Source organism: Pseudomonas sp. LRP2-20, from assembly GCF_024349685.1.
In the GTDB taxonomy this organism is placed as follows: Bacteria; Pseudomonadota; Gammaproteobacteria; order Pseudomonadales; family Pseudomonadaceae; genus Aquipseudomonas.
Map to the genome: position 1 here is coordinate 2,984,775 of NZ_AP025944.1, position 12,732 is coordinate 2,997,506.

12 protein-coding genes are annotated in these 12,732 nt (G+C 60.3%); 9 read left to right on the top strand and 3 right to left on the bottom strand.

Annotation, left to right across the window (positions count from 1 at the left end; genetic code table 11):
- The first annotated feature begins 53 nt into the window (after positions 1-53).
- Positions 54-1,580 carry an FAD-dependent oxidoreductase gene (locus tag OCX61_RS13205; protein WP_261944215.1) on the top strand — a complete coding sequence of 509 codons (1,527 nt, stop codon included), beginning with the start codon at positions 54-56 and terminating at the stop codon, positions 1,578-1,580.
- 284 nt (positions 1,581-1,864) lie between these two features.
- On the opposite strand, the gene OCX61_RS13210 is transcribed toward OCX61_RS13205, so the two are convergent.
- Together OCX61_RS13210 and OCX61_RS13215 are read right to left on the bottom strand one after the other, a co-directional pair.
- Positions 1,865-2,731, bottom strand: a complete 867-nt coding sequence (locus OCX61_RS13210; protein WP_261944216.1) for a patatin-like phospholipase family protein — start codon at positions 2,729-2,731, stop codon at positions 1,865-1,867.
- Between the two features lie 30 nt (positions 2,732-2,761).
- The gene (locus OCX61_RS13215) at positions 2,762-2,989 is read right to left on the bottom strand and encodes a hypothetical protein (protein WP_261944217.1); all 228 of its coding nucleotides are present in this window, start codon (positions 2,987-2,989) and stop codon (positions 2,762-2,764) included.
- A gap of 55 nt (positions 2,990-3,044) precedes the next feature.
- Here OCX61_RS13215 and wrbA point away from each other — a divergent pair, with 55 nt between their 5' ends.
- Positions 3,045-3,644, top strand: a complete 600-nt coding sequence (wrbA, locus tag OCX61_RS13220; RefSeq protein WP_261944218.1) for an NAD(P)H:quinone oxidoreductase — start codon at positions 3,045-3,047, stop codon at positions 3,642-3,644.
- A gap of 299 nt (positions 3,645-3,943) precedes the next feature.
- A complete protein-coding gene (locus OCX61_RS13225) occupies positions 3,944-4,237 on the top strand; it encodes a DUF6555 family protein (RefSeq protein ID WP_261944311.1) in 294 nt (97 codons plus the stop codon).
- A gap of 110 nt (positions 4,238-4,347) precedes the next feature.
- On the opposite strand, the gene OCX61_RS13230 is transcribed toward OCX61_RS13225, so the two are convergent.
- The gene (locus tag OCX61_RS13230; protein ID WP_261944219.1) at positions 4,348-4,728 is read right to left on the bottom strand and encodes a response regulator; all 381 of its coding nucleotides are present in this window, start codon (positions 4,726-4,728) and stop codon (positions 4,348-4,350) included.
- Positions 4,729-4,910: 182 nt separating this feature from the next.
- Between OCX61_RS13230 and OCX61_RS13235 the strand changes: the two genes are divergently transcribed.
- The 6 genes from OCX61_RS13235 to OCX61_RS13260 all read left to right on the top strand — a co-directional run bounded on the left by OCX61_RS13235 (position 4,911) and on the right by OCX61_RS13260 (position 12,612).
- The gene (locus OCX61_RS13235; protein ID WP_261944220.1) at positions 4,911-6,458 is read left to right on the top strand and encodes a sensor histidine kinase; all 1,548 of its coding nucleotides are present in this window, start codon (positions 4,911-4,913) and stop codon (positions 6,456-6,458) included.
- A 166-nt stretch (positions 6,459-6,624) separates the two neighbouring features.
- Positions 6,625-6,774 carry a hypothetical protein gene (locus tag OCX61_RS13240; protein WP_261944378.1) on the top strand — a complete coding sequence of 50 codons (150 nt, stop codon included), beginning with the start codon at positions 6,625-6,627 and terminating at the stop codon, positions 6,772-6,774.
- Positions 6,775-6,954: 180 nt separating this feature from the next.
- The gene (gene clpK / locus OCX61_RS13245) at positions 6,955-9,786 is read left to right on the top strand and encodes a heat shock survival AAA family ATPase ClpK (RefSeq protein WP_261944221.1); all 2,832 of its coding nucleotides are present in this window, start codon (positions 6,955-6,957) and stop codon (positions 9,784-9,786) included.
- 81 nt (positions 9,787-9,867) lie between these two features.
- Positions 9,868-10,338 carry a phosphate-starvation-inducible PsiE family protein gene (locus OCX61_RS13250; RefSeq protein WP_261944222.1) on the top strand — a complete coding sequence of 157 codons (471 nt, stop codon included), beginning with the start codon at positions 9,868-9,870 and terminating at the stop codon, positions 10,336-10,338.
- Between the two features lie 92 nt (positions 10,339-10,430).
- Positions 10,431-12,212 (top strand): monovalent cation:proton antiporter-2 (CPA2) family protein, encoded by a 1,782-nt coding sequence (locus OCX61_RS13255; protein WP_261944223.1) that lies wholly within the window; start codon positions 10,431-10,433, stop codon positions 12,210-12,212.
- A 97-nt stretch (positions 12,213-12,309) separates the two neighbouring features.
- Positions 12,310-12,612, top strand: coding sequence for a putative quinol monooxygenase (locus tag OCX61_RS13260; RefSeq protein ID WP_261944224.1), 303 nt, complete (start codon positions 12,310-12,312; stop codon positions 12,610-12,612).
- The last annotated feature ends 120 nt before the right edge of the window (positions 12,613-12,732 follow it).

The window sequence follows — 12,732 nt, forward strand, 5'->3', positions numbered from 1 at the left end:
CTGGGCTCAGGCACATTAATGGCGGTGTAGTCATTCATGTGCGAGATGAGATCATGGCGCACACCGACGTGCTCATTGTTGGCGCCGGCCCGACCGGGCTGGCGCTTGCGCTTTGGCTCACCCGGCAGGGCATCGCGGTAAGGATCGTCGACAAGAGCAGCGGCCCTGGCGAAGCGTCCCGCGCCATGGCGGTTCAGGCCCGCACGCTGGAACTTTATCGCCAGCTCGGCCTGGCCGAGGCGGTGATCGAAGCCGGCTATAAAACCCCTGCCATGAACCTGTGGGCCCGAGGCCGCCGCCGGGCGCGCATCCCCTTGCAGGATGCAGGCGCAGCCATTTCGGCGTATCCCTTCGTGTTGATCTATCCCCAGGATCGCCATGAGCGCTTGCTGGGGCAGCGCCTGCATGCACTCGGCGTGGAAGTGGAATGGCGGACCGAACTGCTGTCGTTCGAACAGGGGGAAAGCCAGGTCACGGCCATTCTGAAACAGGCCGATGGGCGGGAAGGGGCCTGCACTGCCGCTTACCTGGCGGGTTGCGATGGCGCTCACTCGCGGGTTCGGCATGCGCTCGGCAGCGGTTTCGAGGGGGGGACCTACAAGCAGCTTTTCTACGTAGCGGATGTCAGGCTAACGGGTGTCGAACCTGCGGGTGAGGCACACATCGCGTTTGATAAATCCGACTTTGTACTGCTCTTGTGCTACGGCGAAAAGGACCAATACCGGCTGATTGGCACCGTGCGAGACGAGCGTGCCGAGCACCCTGAGCATCTGACGTTCGCCGATGTTGGCCATGATGCCATCAACGGCTTGAACCTCAAGATCACCGAGGTGAACTGGTTTTCCAGCTACCGCGTTCACCACCGTGTCACCGATCATTTCCGCCGTGGCAGGGCGTTTCTGCTTGGCGATGCTGCGCATGTCCATAGCCCGGCAGGCGGGCAGGGCATGAACACCGGCATTCTCGACGCGAACAACCTGGCCTGGAAGTTGGCCGCGGTGGTCAAAGGCAAAGCCCCCGATGCGCTGCTCGACAGCTACCAGGCCGAACGCCAGGCGTTCGCCCGCAAGCTGGTGGAGACAACGGACAAACTGTTCACCTTGGTGACCGCTCAAGGCGGTTTCGCCGATTTTGTGCGTACGCGCATCGCGCCGGCGATCGCAAGCGTTGCGTACAAGCGTGAAAGCGTGCGTGAGTACCTGTTCCGCGTGGTGTCGCAAACCACCATTGATTACCGCGACAGCCCGCTGAGCCAAGGCAAGGCCGGTGAGGTCCAGGGCGGTGATCGCCTGCCGTGGTTGCCTGGGGATGTTGCGGACAACTACGCCTCACTGGCAGGCACTGAGTGGCAAGTGCATGTGTACGGCGAAGCCAAGGCAGGCCTGGCCCAATGGTGCGCACAGCACGGCATTGCACTGAGTGTTTTCGCTTGGGAACCTGCGTACGAGCAAGCTGGCGTTGCCAGAAATGCGGCTTATCTGTTGAGGCCTGATAGCTATGTTGCGCTGGCTGACCCTGAGGGGGACTCATCTGCATTGAGCCGATATTTCAAGACGCACGGCATCATGCTTTCTGCCTGAGGCGTCCCTCTCAGTGCTGCCTGCGCCTTGGAACAGGAATTGCTGAGAGACTGCAAGACTCCTCAACGTGGGTAATACGGCAATGCTCTTTGAAGACCACTGCTTCATGTTCCTGGTCGCCGTAGCCGTGCTAGCCGTGGATGCAGTGGCCATCGTCACGTACCTGAGCGTTCGCCCATGTTCGGGTCTGCGCCACCCTATATCGGGTCAATTGACAGCCTCGGCCACTTGGCTTGATGGCAACGGCGGAACAGGCGGAACCGGCGGTAAAGCCTGAGGCCCCGTCAGTGCTCGCGTGCGTGCGAATGAATGGTCAGTGCACCCGGTACCTTGGTTCGCTCCAGCCCGCCGCGCTCCAGCCACTGAAGCGTTTGCTCATAGGCACGCGCCAGCAGGGAATCCGTCTGGTCGAAATTGAACACCGAGACATCGACAGGACACAACGGCGGAACGATGTGCAGGCTGGTCAGCGCACGGAAGTGTTCGATGTCGCTCACCAGCTGGCGCATGCTCATCAGGTTGACGGTGTGCAGGGCCAGGGCCACCAGCCCCTTGGGTGGCTGGGTCAAGGCACAACTGTATCCCGTGGGGATGACCACGACCTTGTCAGCGCCCAGGGCTACGGCTGTCGAAATCGGCGTGTTGCTGGCCACGCCGCCGTCCACCAGGAACTGCTCGCCGATTTGCACGCTGGGGAATACCAGCGGGATGGCGGCGCTGGCCAGCAACGCTTGCTCAAGCTCACCGCTGGCCAGGACGGTTTCGGCACCACTGAGCAAGTCGGTGGTGACAATATGCAAAGGCAGCTGCGCATCCTCGATACGGTGAATCGGCAGCGCCTGGCCAAGCAACCGGTGTAGCGCTGCCGGCTGGAGCAGATAACCGCGCCGTTTGATCAACCCTCTACAGGTATCGAGCCAGGACAGGGGGAAGATGTCCGTTCTGTTCAGCCCCCGCCAGAAACTGGCGAGCGTCTCGACCCCCTGAGCGTTGGGCCGGGCGGCAAAGTAGGCACCATTGATTGCGCCCACCGAAGCACCAATGACCCGGTCGAACTGAACATTGGCCTCGACCAGCGCCCTCAGCATGCCAACTTGAACCGCGCCCAGGCTGCCACCACCCGCGAACACGATTGCAGTTTGCGTCGTCATGGCGGCAGCCTCTGTGCAGACCTGTGTCGACTAAGTGTAGTGGGTGCCCTGTTTCATGGCGTTGCGTTCGTTGCGCATCGCCCTGATCAACGCATGCTGGCAATCCCTGAATGGCCTGCGAAGGTAGGCCTGATAGCGGCTACGCTGGATGAGGGTCATGAAGCCAAATACGACATTGCGCCTGGCCCCGAGAGCACAGGCGATGTTGCGGCCCTGCGTTTGAAACGGAGGTTGCAACATGGGTTGGTTCAGCAGCATCGCGCGTTTCTTGAGTGGCGATGCCAACAACACTCCACGCGAAGAGGACGTAAAAATGGCAAAAGTACTGGTGCTGTACCATTCGATGTATGGCCATATCGAGACCATGGCGCATAAGGTGGCCGAAGGCGCTCGCAAGGTTCCTGGCGTCGAAGTGGCAGTCAAGCGGGTACCGGAAACCATGGATCCCGAGGCCTTCAAAGCCGCGCATGGCAAGGTCGACCAGCAGGCGCCCGTTGCCAGCCCTTCGGAGCTGGGTGACTACGATGCCATCATCTTCGGCACTCCGACCCGCTTCGGCAACATGTCCGGCCAGATGCGCAACTTCCTTGATCAGACCGGCAGCCTTTGGGCAAGCGGCGCGCTGGTTGGAAAGGTTGCCAGCGTATTCACCTCCACCGGCACGGGCGGTGGCCAGGAGATGACCATCACCTCCACTTGGACGACGCTGGCTCACCACGGCATGATCATCGTGCCGATTGGCTACAGCACGCCGGCCCTGTTCGACATCTCGCAGGTGGGTGGCGGTACCCCGTACGGTGCCTCGACCATTGCAGGGGGGGACGGCTCCCGCCAACCAGATGCCCGCGAACTGGGTATCGCTGAGCATCAAGGCGAATACGTCGCGAAATTCGTGGCCAAGCTGGCGGGTTAGGCAATTCTGCGAGCGCTCGCAACCCCCGGTTGTCGCAGCGTCAATACGTTCGGGCGCTCGCATTGGCCGCTCAAGCAGGGGCATCTGCTGCGCAGCGAGCCATTGAATGGCCAGACTCGATCAAACAGCGATGATCGTTGCAAGTGTTCGCAAAAACGGGGCGCTGGAGGTGCTTGCTCTCAGGGCAAGCAGCCCCGACACCTGGCTGTATTCGAAGAATGCCGTACCAGCTGCCGTTCCGATGGAATTATTTCTTCCCTGGCTTGCTCAATAGCGCATCTATCAGCGAGGGAAGTGTGGTGGTGGGACAGCAACTCTATGTCATTGAGTACGAGCTTCACGGTAAGCCTCGGTCATTCATTATTCGCCTGGAGAAAATGGACAATGCCATCGCCTGGCACTGGGCCAGTTGCGATGCCGGCGTTGGCATCATCCCGAGATTCAGTCAGCAGAAGATCAAAATGGTCAGTCGCCCGATGGCCGAGCGCGACGGCATCGCCAAGGTGACGTGGCGGCTGGCGGGCGAGGGCCCCGAGTTTGTTGCGCAACCTATTGATGTCGGCAAGTTCTCAGGGGCTGCCGAAGGTTTCTGAAGACCTGCAGCCGACCCACCTCTTTGGAGGTGTTGCCATGAAGGCCTGGCCCGCTGCCGCTGGCGCCCCTATGGCTATGCCAGCCTGAAAAACTCGGCCAGGCCTTTGCTTCAGCGCTCTGACTGAGGCGGCAGTGTGACTAGCGTATTGATCAACGAGGCCAGATCGGACATTTGCCAGGGTTTGGGGAGAAATGCTGTGCGAGCAGGCAGTAGCCCGGTGTCGATGACTGCGTCGCCCGAGGTCAGAATCACCGGCAGGGTAGGCCACCTGCGCCAGATTTCCTGCGCCAGGCCCAAGCCGTTCATGGGGCCTGGCATATGGATATCGGTCATTACCAACGTGGGTATTTTTTCGCAGCAAAGACGATGCAGCGCCTCGTCCGCATTTGCGCAGGACATGATGGTTACGGCGTAGAGTGACGAGAGACTCTCGGCGGTAAGGTCTCTGAGGAGGACGTCATCTTCCACAATCAGAATGGTTTTCGGCATGAAGGGTCTGCTCGCTTCTCATATGCGTTAGGGCGCGGGGGCTTTACGCCGTTGCCCTGAGGCGATGAGTGGTGCGCTATGCGCCGCCATGGATTAGCGGCTATCGTTGGACAGCGGTAAGCGAACCGCCTTCACGACCAGAAGGGATTCAGGGCGTTCCCGTTAAATCGGAAGGGAAGACTATGCAGCAGCTACCAGCGGACGAAACAATTCGAGCGGCCTTGAAGAAGACCCATGCGCGCCTGCACCGCCAACATGAACTGGTTGTAGAGTTTGGCGTGATGTCTTTGAAGGCTACTGACTTGGATCACTTGCTCACCCATGCATGTGAAGTAGTCGCTGAGGGCATGAACACTCGATTTTCCAAGGTGCTCCAGCCAGCGGAGGACGGGGAAAGCTTTGTCCTGTCCCACGGTGTTGGTTGGGATGCCCATGACATTGGGCGGGCGACGGTGGGTGGCGATCTGGCCAGCCCGGCTGGGTACGCCTTGGCTACCTACAGGCCGGTACTCTCCAATCACCTGAGCAGGGAGAGCCGTTTCCGGACACCGGCGTTGCTGAAAAAATATGGAATCGAGCGTGCAATCAATGTCCCGATCCGGGGCGTGCTTACCCCGTTTGGTGTCCTGGAAGCCGATAGCACTGACGGAGACGATTTCGTCGAGAGCGATCTGGTGTTTTTGGAAGGTATCTCCAACGTCATTTCCATGGCCCTTGAGCGCATATCCGCAGGGGCGGATGTACCGCTTGCTGATCCGTATTCGGAGACCCTTCTGAACGCGAGCCCTGATTGGGTAGAGATCCTGACGCCAAGTGGCGAGATCGAATTCATGAACGAAGCCGGGCTCAGCTTCCTGGCTACCCAGTTGGCGGACGTGAGAGGTCAGCGGTGGCATGACTTGTGGCCCGAGGAGTCTCGTTCACTGGTTCGGGAGGCAGTCGGGAAAGTGAGCGCCGGCGAAAGCACTCGATTCGAGGCCTATTGCCCCATCTCTGCGGATGACCCGAAATGGTGGGACGTGACGGTGGCGCCGATCCTCGGTGCAGGCGGCGAGGTCGAGCGGATCATTGCGGTATCGCGCGATATCACGGAGCGTCATCAGTATGAAGCTCAGTTGCTGTCACTGATCGAGGCCCAGAATTCCAGGCAGAACCGAAGCGACCTCTATCTCGAAGAGATCCATCATCGTGTCAAGAACAGCCTCCACCTGGTAAACACGCTGCTGTTGCTGCAGGCCAATCTCACCCCTGATGCAGCGGTGAAGTTGCAGCTTGAAACGGCCGCAGGCCGTGTGGTGACCATCGCCACGGTTCACGAGCGGCTGTACCAGGCTGCAGAAGACCAGGAGGTTCACGCTCGCGATTACCTGAAAGCGCTGTTGGGCGATCTGGGCAAGGCATTGGCCGACCGGAAAATTCTGTTGGAGGCTGATGACTTCGTCTTGCCACCAGAAAGAATGGCACCTTTGGGGTTGGTAATCTCCGAGTTGATCACCAACGCCCTCAAGTATGGCAAGGGTTGCATTGATGTGATCGTCAAGCATGCCGGCGACCATGCCCAACTTACCGTGCGGGATGAGGGCGATGGCTTTCCTGATAACTACCCTAAGCCGACAGGTACGGGGCTTGGCATGCGATTGGTCAAAAGCTATTCCGGCTACGGCAGCGCGGCAGTCATGGTTGATCGCCAGGACAGTAAGAGTTGTATCCACGTGCGCTTCAAGCTCTAGGAGGGCATTAGCACGGGGCATGACGGCTTTAACACCGTTCGGCGCCTTTTCTTGCAAGGCCGCGATATGTCTTGACTTCTGGGGTACCGGGCGCAGACTTCATCCAGTGTCGCAACAAACGCTGGTCCGCGCCGGATCTGGTTTTCCGGTGCTATTGACCTCGCGCTTGCCATTCGAACGACCAGGCATGCTTGAGCTGGCGCTGAGTTCCAGGGACACCGCCAAGCAGTACCCGTTTTTCTTCGAAGTGCCTGGTTTCGAGGAAAAGAACACCTACATTACGCCCGACTACGATGTGCCGATGGTGCGAGGTTAAAAGCGCCCTCAGCAGAACGGCGGCTTTCATCGTGTCGAACGCTCCTGCAGCTGTTTACAGCTTCCATCGATCCTGTCTGAAACGCTGAATACCCGTTGCGGTCGCCACGAAGACCCATCAGCAGACGCGGTGCAACAGCATGCCGCGCCTTGTCATCTCAATGACTCAAGGAGCGCCCCCATGGCCAGAAAACAGTGCCAGGTATGCGGCCAACCCGCCACGACACGGGTGGAAGCCAATCTGAATGGTCGCCATAGCATCATGCTGCTGTGTGACGATCACTATCGCCAATTGGCGCGTCAGCAAAAACGCAGCGTTTCTCCCCTGGAGGCTCTGTTCGGCTCGCGTAGCGGGTTGTTCGAGGACTTTCTGGGCAGCGATTTCCTGCGCAGCGTAGAAGACTCCGCGCCCATTGCAACTGATGTCGATGAAGCGGTCGATGCGTCGATCGGCGAACCGGCCTCGGCAGCGGGCGGTTCGCCGCGCCGTCGTGGCAGTGGGCTCGCCAGCCGAATCAGTGAACACTCCGAAGCACTGTTGCAGGAAGCTGCAAGGTGCGCCGCGCAATTCGGGCGCTCGGAAGTCGACACGGAACACCTGCTACTGGCGCTGGCCGACAGCGATGTGGTCAAGACCATCCTGAGCCAGTTCAAGATCAAGGTCGATGACCTGAAACGGCAGATCGAAGCCGATGCCAAGCGCGGCGAGCAGCCGTTTGACGGCGAGATCGGCGTTTCGCCACGCGTTAAGGATGCGCTTAGTCGCGCCTTCGTCGCCTCGAATGAGCTGGGACACGCTTACGTCGGGCCCGAGCACTTGCTGATCGGTCTGGCGGAAGAGGGAGAAGGGCTGGCCGCCAACTTGCTGCGCCGCTATGGCCTCACGCCGCAGGCCCTGCGCCAGCGCGTGAACAAGGTGGTCGGCAAAGGTGCGCAAGACGGCCACGCCGAGACACCAACCCATACGCCGGAGCTCGACAAATATTCGCGTGATCTGACCAAAATGGCCCGAGATGGCAAGCTCGACCCGGTCATCGGGCGCGCTCAGGAAATCGAAACAACCATTGAGGTACTGGCGCGGCGCAAGAAGAACAACCCGGTATTGATCGGCGAGCCTGGTGTGGGCAAGACCGCCATCGTCGAGGGGTTGGCCCAGCGCATGGTGGCCGGCGAGGTGCCCGAGACGCTGCGTGACAAGCGCCTGGTGGAGCTGAACATCAGTGCCATGGTGGCCGGCGCGAAATACCGTGGCGAATTCGAGGAACGCGTGCAAAAGGTGCTCAAGGAGATCGCCGAGCATCAAGGCGAGCTGATTCTCTTCATCGACGAGGTGCACACCATTGTGGGTGCCGGCCAGGGCGGTGGGGAAGGCGGCCTGGACGTGGCCAACGTGTTCAAGCCGATGATGGCACGCGGTGAGTTGAACTTGATCGGCGCGACCACGCTCAATGAGTACCAGAAGTACATCGAGAAGGATGCAGCGCTGGAGCGGCGTTTCCAGCCGGTCATGGTGCCCGAGCCAACGGTGGCGCAGACCATGATGATCCTGCGCGGCCTGCGCGACACCTTCGAAGCGCACCACAAGGTCAGCATCACCGAGGACGCGATCATTGCGGCCGCCGAACTGGCCGACCGCTACGTGACCGCTCGCTTTCTGCCGGACAAGGCTATTGATCTGCTTGACCAGGCTGCCGCGCGCGTCAAACTATCGGCGACGGCCCGGCCTGTGGCGGTGCAGGAGCTGGAGGCCGAACTGCACCAGTTGCGCCGCGAACAGGACTATGCGGCTTCGCGCAAGCAATATGACAATGCCGCGCAGATCAGCAAGCGCATTGAAACCAAGGCGGCCGAACTCAAGCATCTGACCGAGGATTGGGAGCGTGAGCGCGGTTCAGGCAGCGCCGAAGTCAAGGCGGAGCACGTGGCGCAGATCGTCTCGCGGCTGACCGGCATTCCTGTCAGTGAGCTGACGGTGGAGGAGCGCGAGAAGCTGCTGCACCTGGAGCAGCGGCTGCAAGAGCGCCTGGTTGGCCAGGATGAGGCGGTGCGGGCCGTGGCCGATGCGGTGCGACTTTCGCGAGCAGGTCTGCGGGACGGTAACAAACCGGTGGCTACGTTCCTGTTCCTGGGGTCTACCGGGGTCGGCAAGACAGAGCTCGCCAAGGCTTTGGCCGAGACCATCTATGGCGACGAGGGCGCCCTGTTGCGTATCGACATGTCGGAGTACGGCGAGCGCCATACCGTGGCACGGCTGGTGGGCGCTCCCCCGGGCTACGTCGGCTATGACGAAGGTGGCCAGCTGACGGAAAAGGTTCGTCGCAAGCCTTACAGCGTGCTGTTGCTCGACGAGATCGAGAAGGCCCACCCCGATGTCTACAACATCCTGCTGCAGGTCTTCGACGACGGGCGGCTCACCGACGGCAAGGGGCGGGTGGTGGACTTCACCAATACCATCATCATTGCCACGTCCAACCTGGGGTCGGACATCATTCAGCGCCAGCTCAAGGCACGCGGAGCAACCGACGAGGAATACGACAAAACCAAGGCAGAGGTGATGGACGTGCTGCGCGGGCACTTCCGCCCTGAGTTCCTCAACCGCATCGACGAGATCATCGTCTTCCATGCGCTGGGCAAGAAAGAGATCCGCCACATTGTAGGCCTGCAGTTCGATCGCCTGGCCCGCAGTGCCGCGAGCCAGGGTGTGACGCTGACCTTCGATGAGACGCTTGTCGACCACTTCGCGGAAGTTGGGTACAAGCCTGAATTCGGTGCCCGCGAGCTCAAGCGACTGATCCGCAGCGAGCTTGAAACGGCACTGGCGCGCGAGATGCTTGGCGGCGGCATCGGCAAGGGCGACCACGCCTGTGCACGTTGGAATGACGACGCTGAGCGGGTCGAGTTCAACCACCAGCAATCCACGCGGGCTGACACGGTACCCATCGAAACACTGCAACTGCCGGATGCGACCAAGGCGTCGAACAAGGAGGGCGCGCAAGCAGACGTCCACAGCTGACCTGGATGAAGCCTGCGCTGACCTGCTCGTGAACATCCGCGACGGGAAGACCTGCAACGACCTGCTCAGAAGGAGTGGTGCATGAAGAACAGCAATCAGGCCGGGAAGCCTCTCGAACGGCTCCGTCGCGAGTGGGCGGTGATGACGTTTTACGAACGTTTCGAGCAGGCCATCGCCCATATCCTTTCAGTCGTGATCGCGGTGATTATCGTGGTGTCGTTGGTACAGCTGATCCAGATCGTCTTCAGCCTGATGATCATCGATGCATTCAATCCGCTCGACCATGCGATCTTCCAGAATGTGTTCGGCATGATCATGACGCTGCTGATCGCGATGGAGTTCAAGCATTCGATCGTGCGCGTGGTGTTGCGCCGCGACAGCATCATTCAGGTCAAGACGGTGCTTCTTATCGGGTTGATCGCATTGTCCCGCAAGCTCGTGATCCTCGATCCCGATGTGAGCCCGGCAAAAGTCGCTGCGCTGGCCGGCGCCACCCTGGCCCTGGGGCTGACCTATTGGCTCATGCGTGAACGTGATGACCGCGTGGTTTAGGTCAGCACCCCCGGCAGTGACGTTGCGAGCGTAAAAATGCGCTCGGGATGTTTAGCAGGAACCGGTCCTGTCATGGGATGAGGAACAAGGCTATGACCACAGAAGGCAACGCAGGGCTTTTGTTGGGGGTCATTACGCTGCTTGGCGCCGCGGTGGTCGCAGTGCCCCTGCTCAGAAGCATCGGGTTCGGCTCTGTGCTGGGTTACCTGGTGGCAGGGATGATCATTGGCCCGTTCGGACTGCAACTGATCAATGACCCCGGCACCATCATCGATGTGGGTGAGTTGGGTGTGGTGATGTTTCTTTTCGTGATCGGGCTGGAACTTAAACCTTCGCACCTATGGGCGCTGCGTGGGCAGATCTTTGGCCTTGGCAGCCTGCAGGTGGTGATCTGTGCATTTTTGCTCACGTTTGTCGGCATGGCCTTCGGCTTCCCTTGGCAGGTCTCGTTCGTATGCGCGGCAGGTTTCGTGCTCACATCCACGGCCATCGTCATGCAAGTCCTTGCCGAGCGCGGTGACACAACCGAACCGAGAGGGCAGCGCATAGTCTCCATTCTGCTGTTCGAAGACCTGTTGATTGTGCCTTTGCTGGCGGTGGTGGCCTTTCTGGCACCTACGGGTTCGATCCATGAGCCCACGTCGCCCCTTTGGCTGCGTATCGGTACCGCGGCCCTGTCCCTGGGCGCATTGGTGGTCATCGGGTTGTGGCTGCTCAACCCCATGTTTCGTGTGCTGGCTCAAGCCAAGGCGCGCGAGGTGATGACCGCTGCGGCGCTGCTGGTGGTATTGGGCGCTGCGCTACTGATGGAAATCGGCGGCCTCTCGATGGCGATGGGGGCGTTCGTTGCCGGTGTGCTGCTGTCGGAATCCACATTCCGCCACCAGTTGGAGGCTGACATAGAGCCTTTTCGCGGCCTGCTGCTGGGGCTGTTCTTCCTCGGCGTCGGCATGGCCCTGGATCTGCACGTGGTGGCTGCGAACTGGATGCTCATCAGCTCTGGGGTGTTGGCATTGATGGCGGCCAAGGCGCTGTGTATCTATGGCGTCGCACGCCTCGCGAAAAGCCCCCATGGCGACGCGCTGGATCGTGCAATGCTGATGGCGCAAGGCGGTGAATTTGCTTTTGTGCTGTTCGCCGAAGCGCTGAAACTCAGAGTGGTCAGTGCCGAAATCGCCGCCAACATGACGGCTATCGTGGTGCTCTCCATGGCGCTCACGCCGGTAACCTTATGGTTGTACAAGCGGTTCGCGCGAGCGCCGGCCGTTTCGATGGACGGTGTGGAGACCGCACAGAATCTCCAATCTCACGTGCTCATCATAGGTTTTGGCCGGGTAGGTCAGATTGCCTGTCAGGCACCGCTCGCTCAGGGCGCCAAAATTTCAATTATCGATATCAGCCCGGAAGTGATCCACGCTGTAGAGCCCTATGGTTTCAAGGTCTATTACGGCGACGGGGCCCGTTCTGAAATATTGCATGCTGCCGGGGCCCATCAGGCTCGTAGCATCGTCGTGTGCGTGAATGACAGGAAAGCCGCGACACGCATCGTTGAAAGTACGCGGCACTACTGCCCCCAGGTGAAGTTGCTGGTGCGCGCTTTTGACCGCGAACATGCGCTGGAGCTGGTCGAGCATGATGCCGACTACATAGTCCGGGAAACCTTTGAATCAGCCTTGCTGCTGGGCCGTCAGGCCGTGCTGACGTTAGGTGCCTCGGCGCTTGAAGCCGAGGCGCTGACCGAAGAGGTACGCAAACGCGATGCCGAACGTTTTGCCCTGGAGACATCGGGCGGCCTGTTTGCCGGGCGCGCGTTGGTACTGGGGAACATCGAGCATATCGATCCGCCGAACCATGAAACGCTGGACCCTCAGTGAACACCGTAAGAAGCACGATGCGCTTGCCACCGGTTCGCTATTGCCCACTGGAAAGCGCGGCGCTTGATGATGAAGTCGTAACAACAGGAGGCACGTCATGGTCACAGTAGCGTTGTTCGTTCGTCTGGAAGCAAAACCCGGGAAAGAGACAGAGGTAGAGCACTTTCTCCTGGGTGGCCTTTCAATAGTGGAAGAAGAGCCAGCCACTACGGCCTGGTTCGCAATCCGCTTGGGGCCGTCCACCTTCGGCATCTTCGACGCCTTCCCCGACGAAGCAGGCCGGCAGGCGCATCTGTCGGGCAAGGTGGCAGCAGCGCTTATGGCAAAGGCTGCCGAGCTGTTCGCCAAACCGCCGTCAATCGAGAAGGTTGACGTCCTTGCGGCCAAGTTACCCGGCTAGGCAAGCCAACCAGGGCGCTCCGGCCTGAGCGTTGTGATGAAGCAGCCGGGCAGCGCGCGATAGTTCGTTGGGCACTGAACGTGGATACGAGGCGCCGTGCCCACCTGATGATACCGGCTG

Excerpts from the sequence above, each read along its gene's own strand:
- OCX61_RS13255 (WP_261944223.1), top strand. The coding sequence starts at position 10,431 with ATGACCACAGAAGGCAACGCAGGGCTTTTGTTGGGGGTCATTACGCTG.
- OCX61_RS13250 (WP_261944222.1), top strand. The coding sequence starts at position 9,868 with ATGAAGAACAGCAATCAGGCCGGGAAGCCTCTCGAACGGCTCCGTCGC.
- OCX61_RS13230 (WP_261944219.1), bottom strand. The coding sequence starts at position 4,728 with ATGCCGAAAACCATTCTGATTGTGGAAGATGACGTCCTCCTCAGAGAC.
- OCX61_RS13235 (WP_261944220.1), top strand. The coding sequence starts at position 4,911 with ATGCAGCAGCTACCAGCGGACGAAACAATTCGAGCGGCCTTGAAGAAG.
- OCX61_RS13205 (WP_261944215.1), top strand. The coding sequence starts at position 54 with ATGGCGCACACCGACGTGCTCATTGTTGGCGCCGGCCCGACCGGGCTG.
- clpK (WP_261944221.1), top strand. The coding sequence starts at position 6,955 with ATGGCCAGAAAACAGTGCCAGGTATGCGGCCAACCCGCCACGACACGG.
- OCX61_RS13215 (WP_261944217.1), bottom strand. The coding sequence starts at position 2,989 with ATGCTGCTGAACCAACCCATGTTGCAACCTCCGTTTCAAACGCAGGGC.
- OCX61_RS13260 (WP_261944224.1), top strand. The coding sequence starts at position 12,310 with ATGGTCACAGTAGCGTTGTTCGTTCGTCTGGAAGCAAAACCCGGGAAA.
- wrbA (WP_261944218.1), top strand. The coding sequence starts at position 3,045 with ATGGCAAAAGTACTGGTGCTGTACCATTCGATGTATGGCCATATCGAG.
- OCX61_RS13210 (WP_261944216.1), bottom strand. The coding sequence starts at position 2,731 with ATGACGACGCAAACTGCAATCGTGTTCGCGGGTGGTGGCAGCCTGGGC.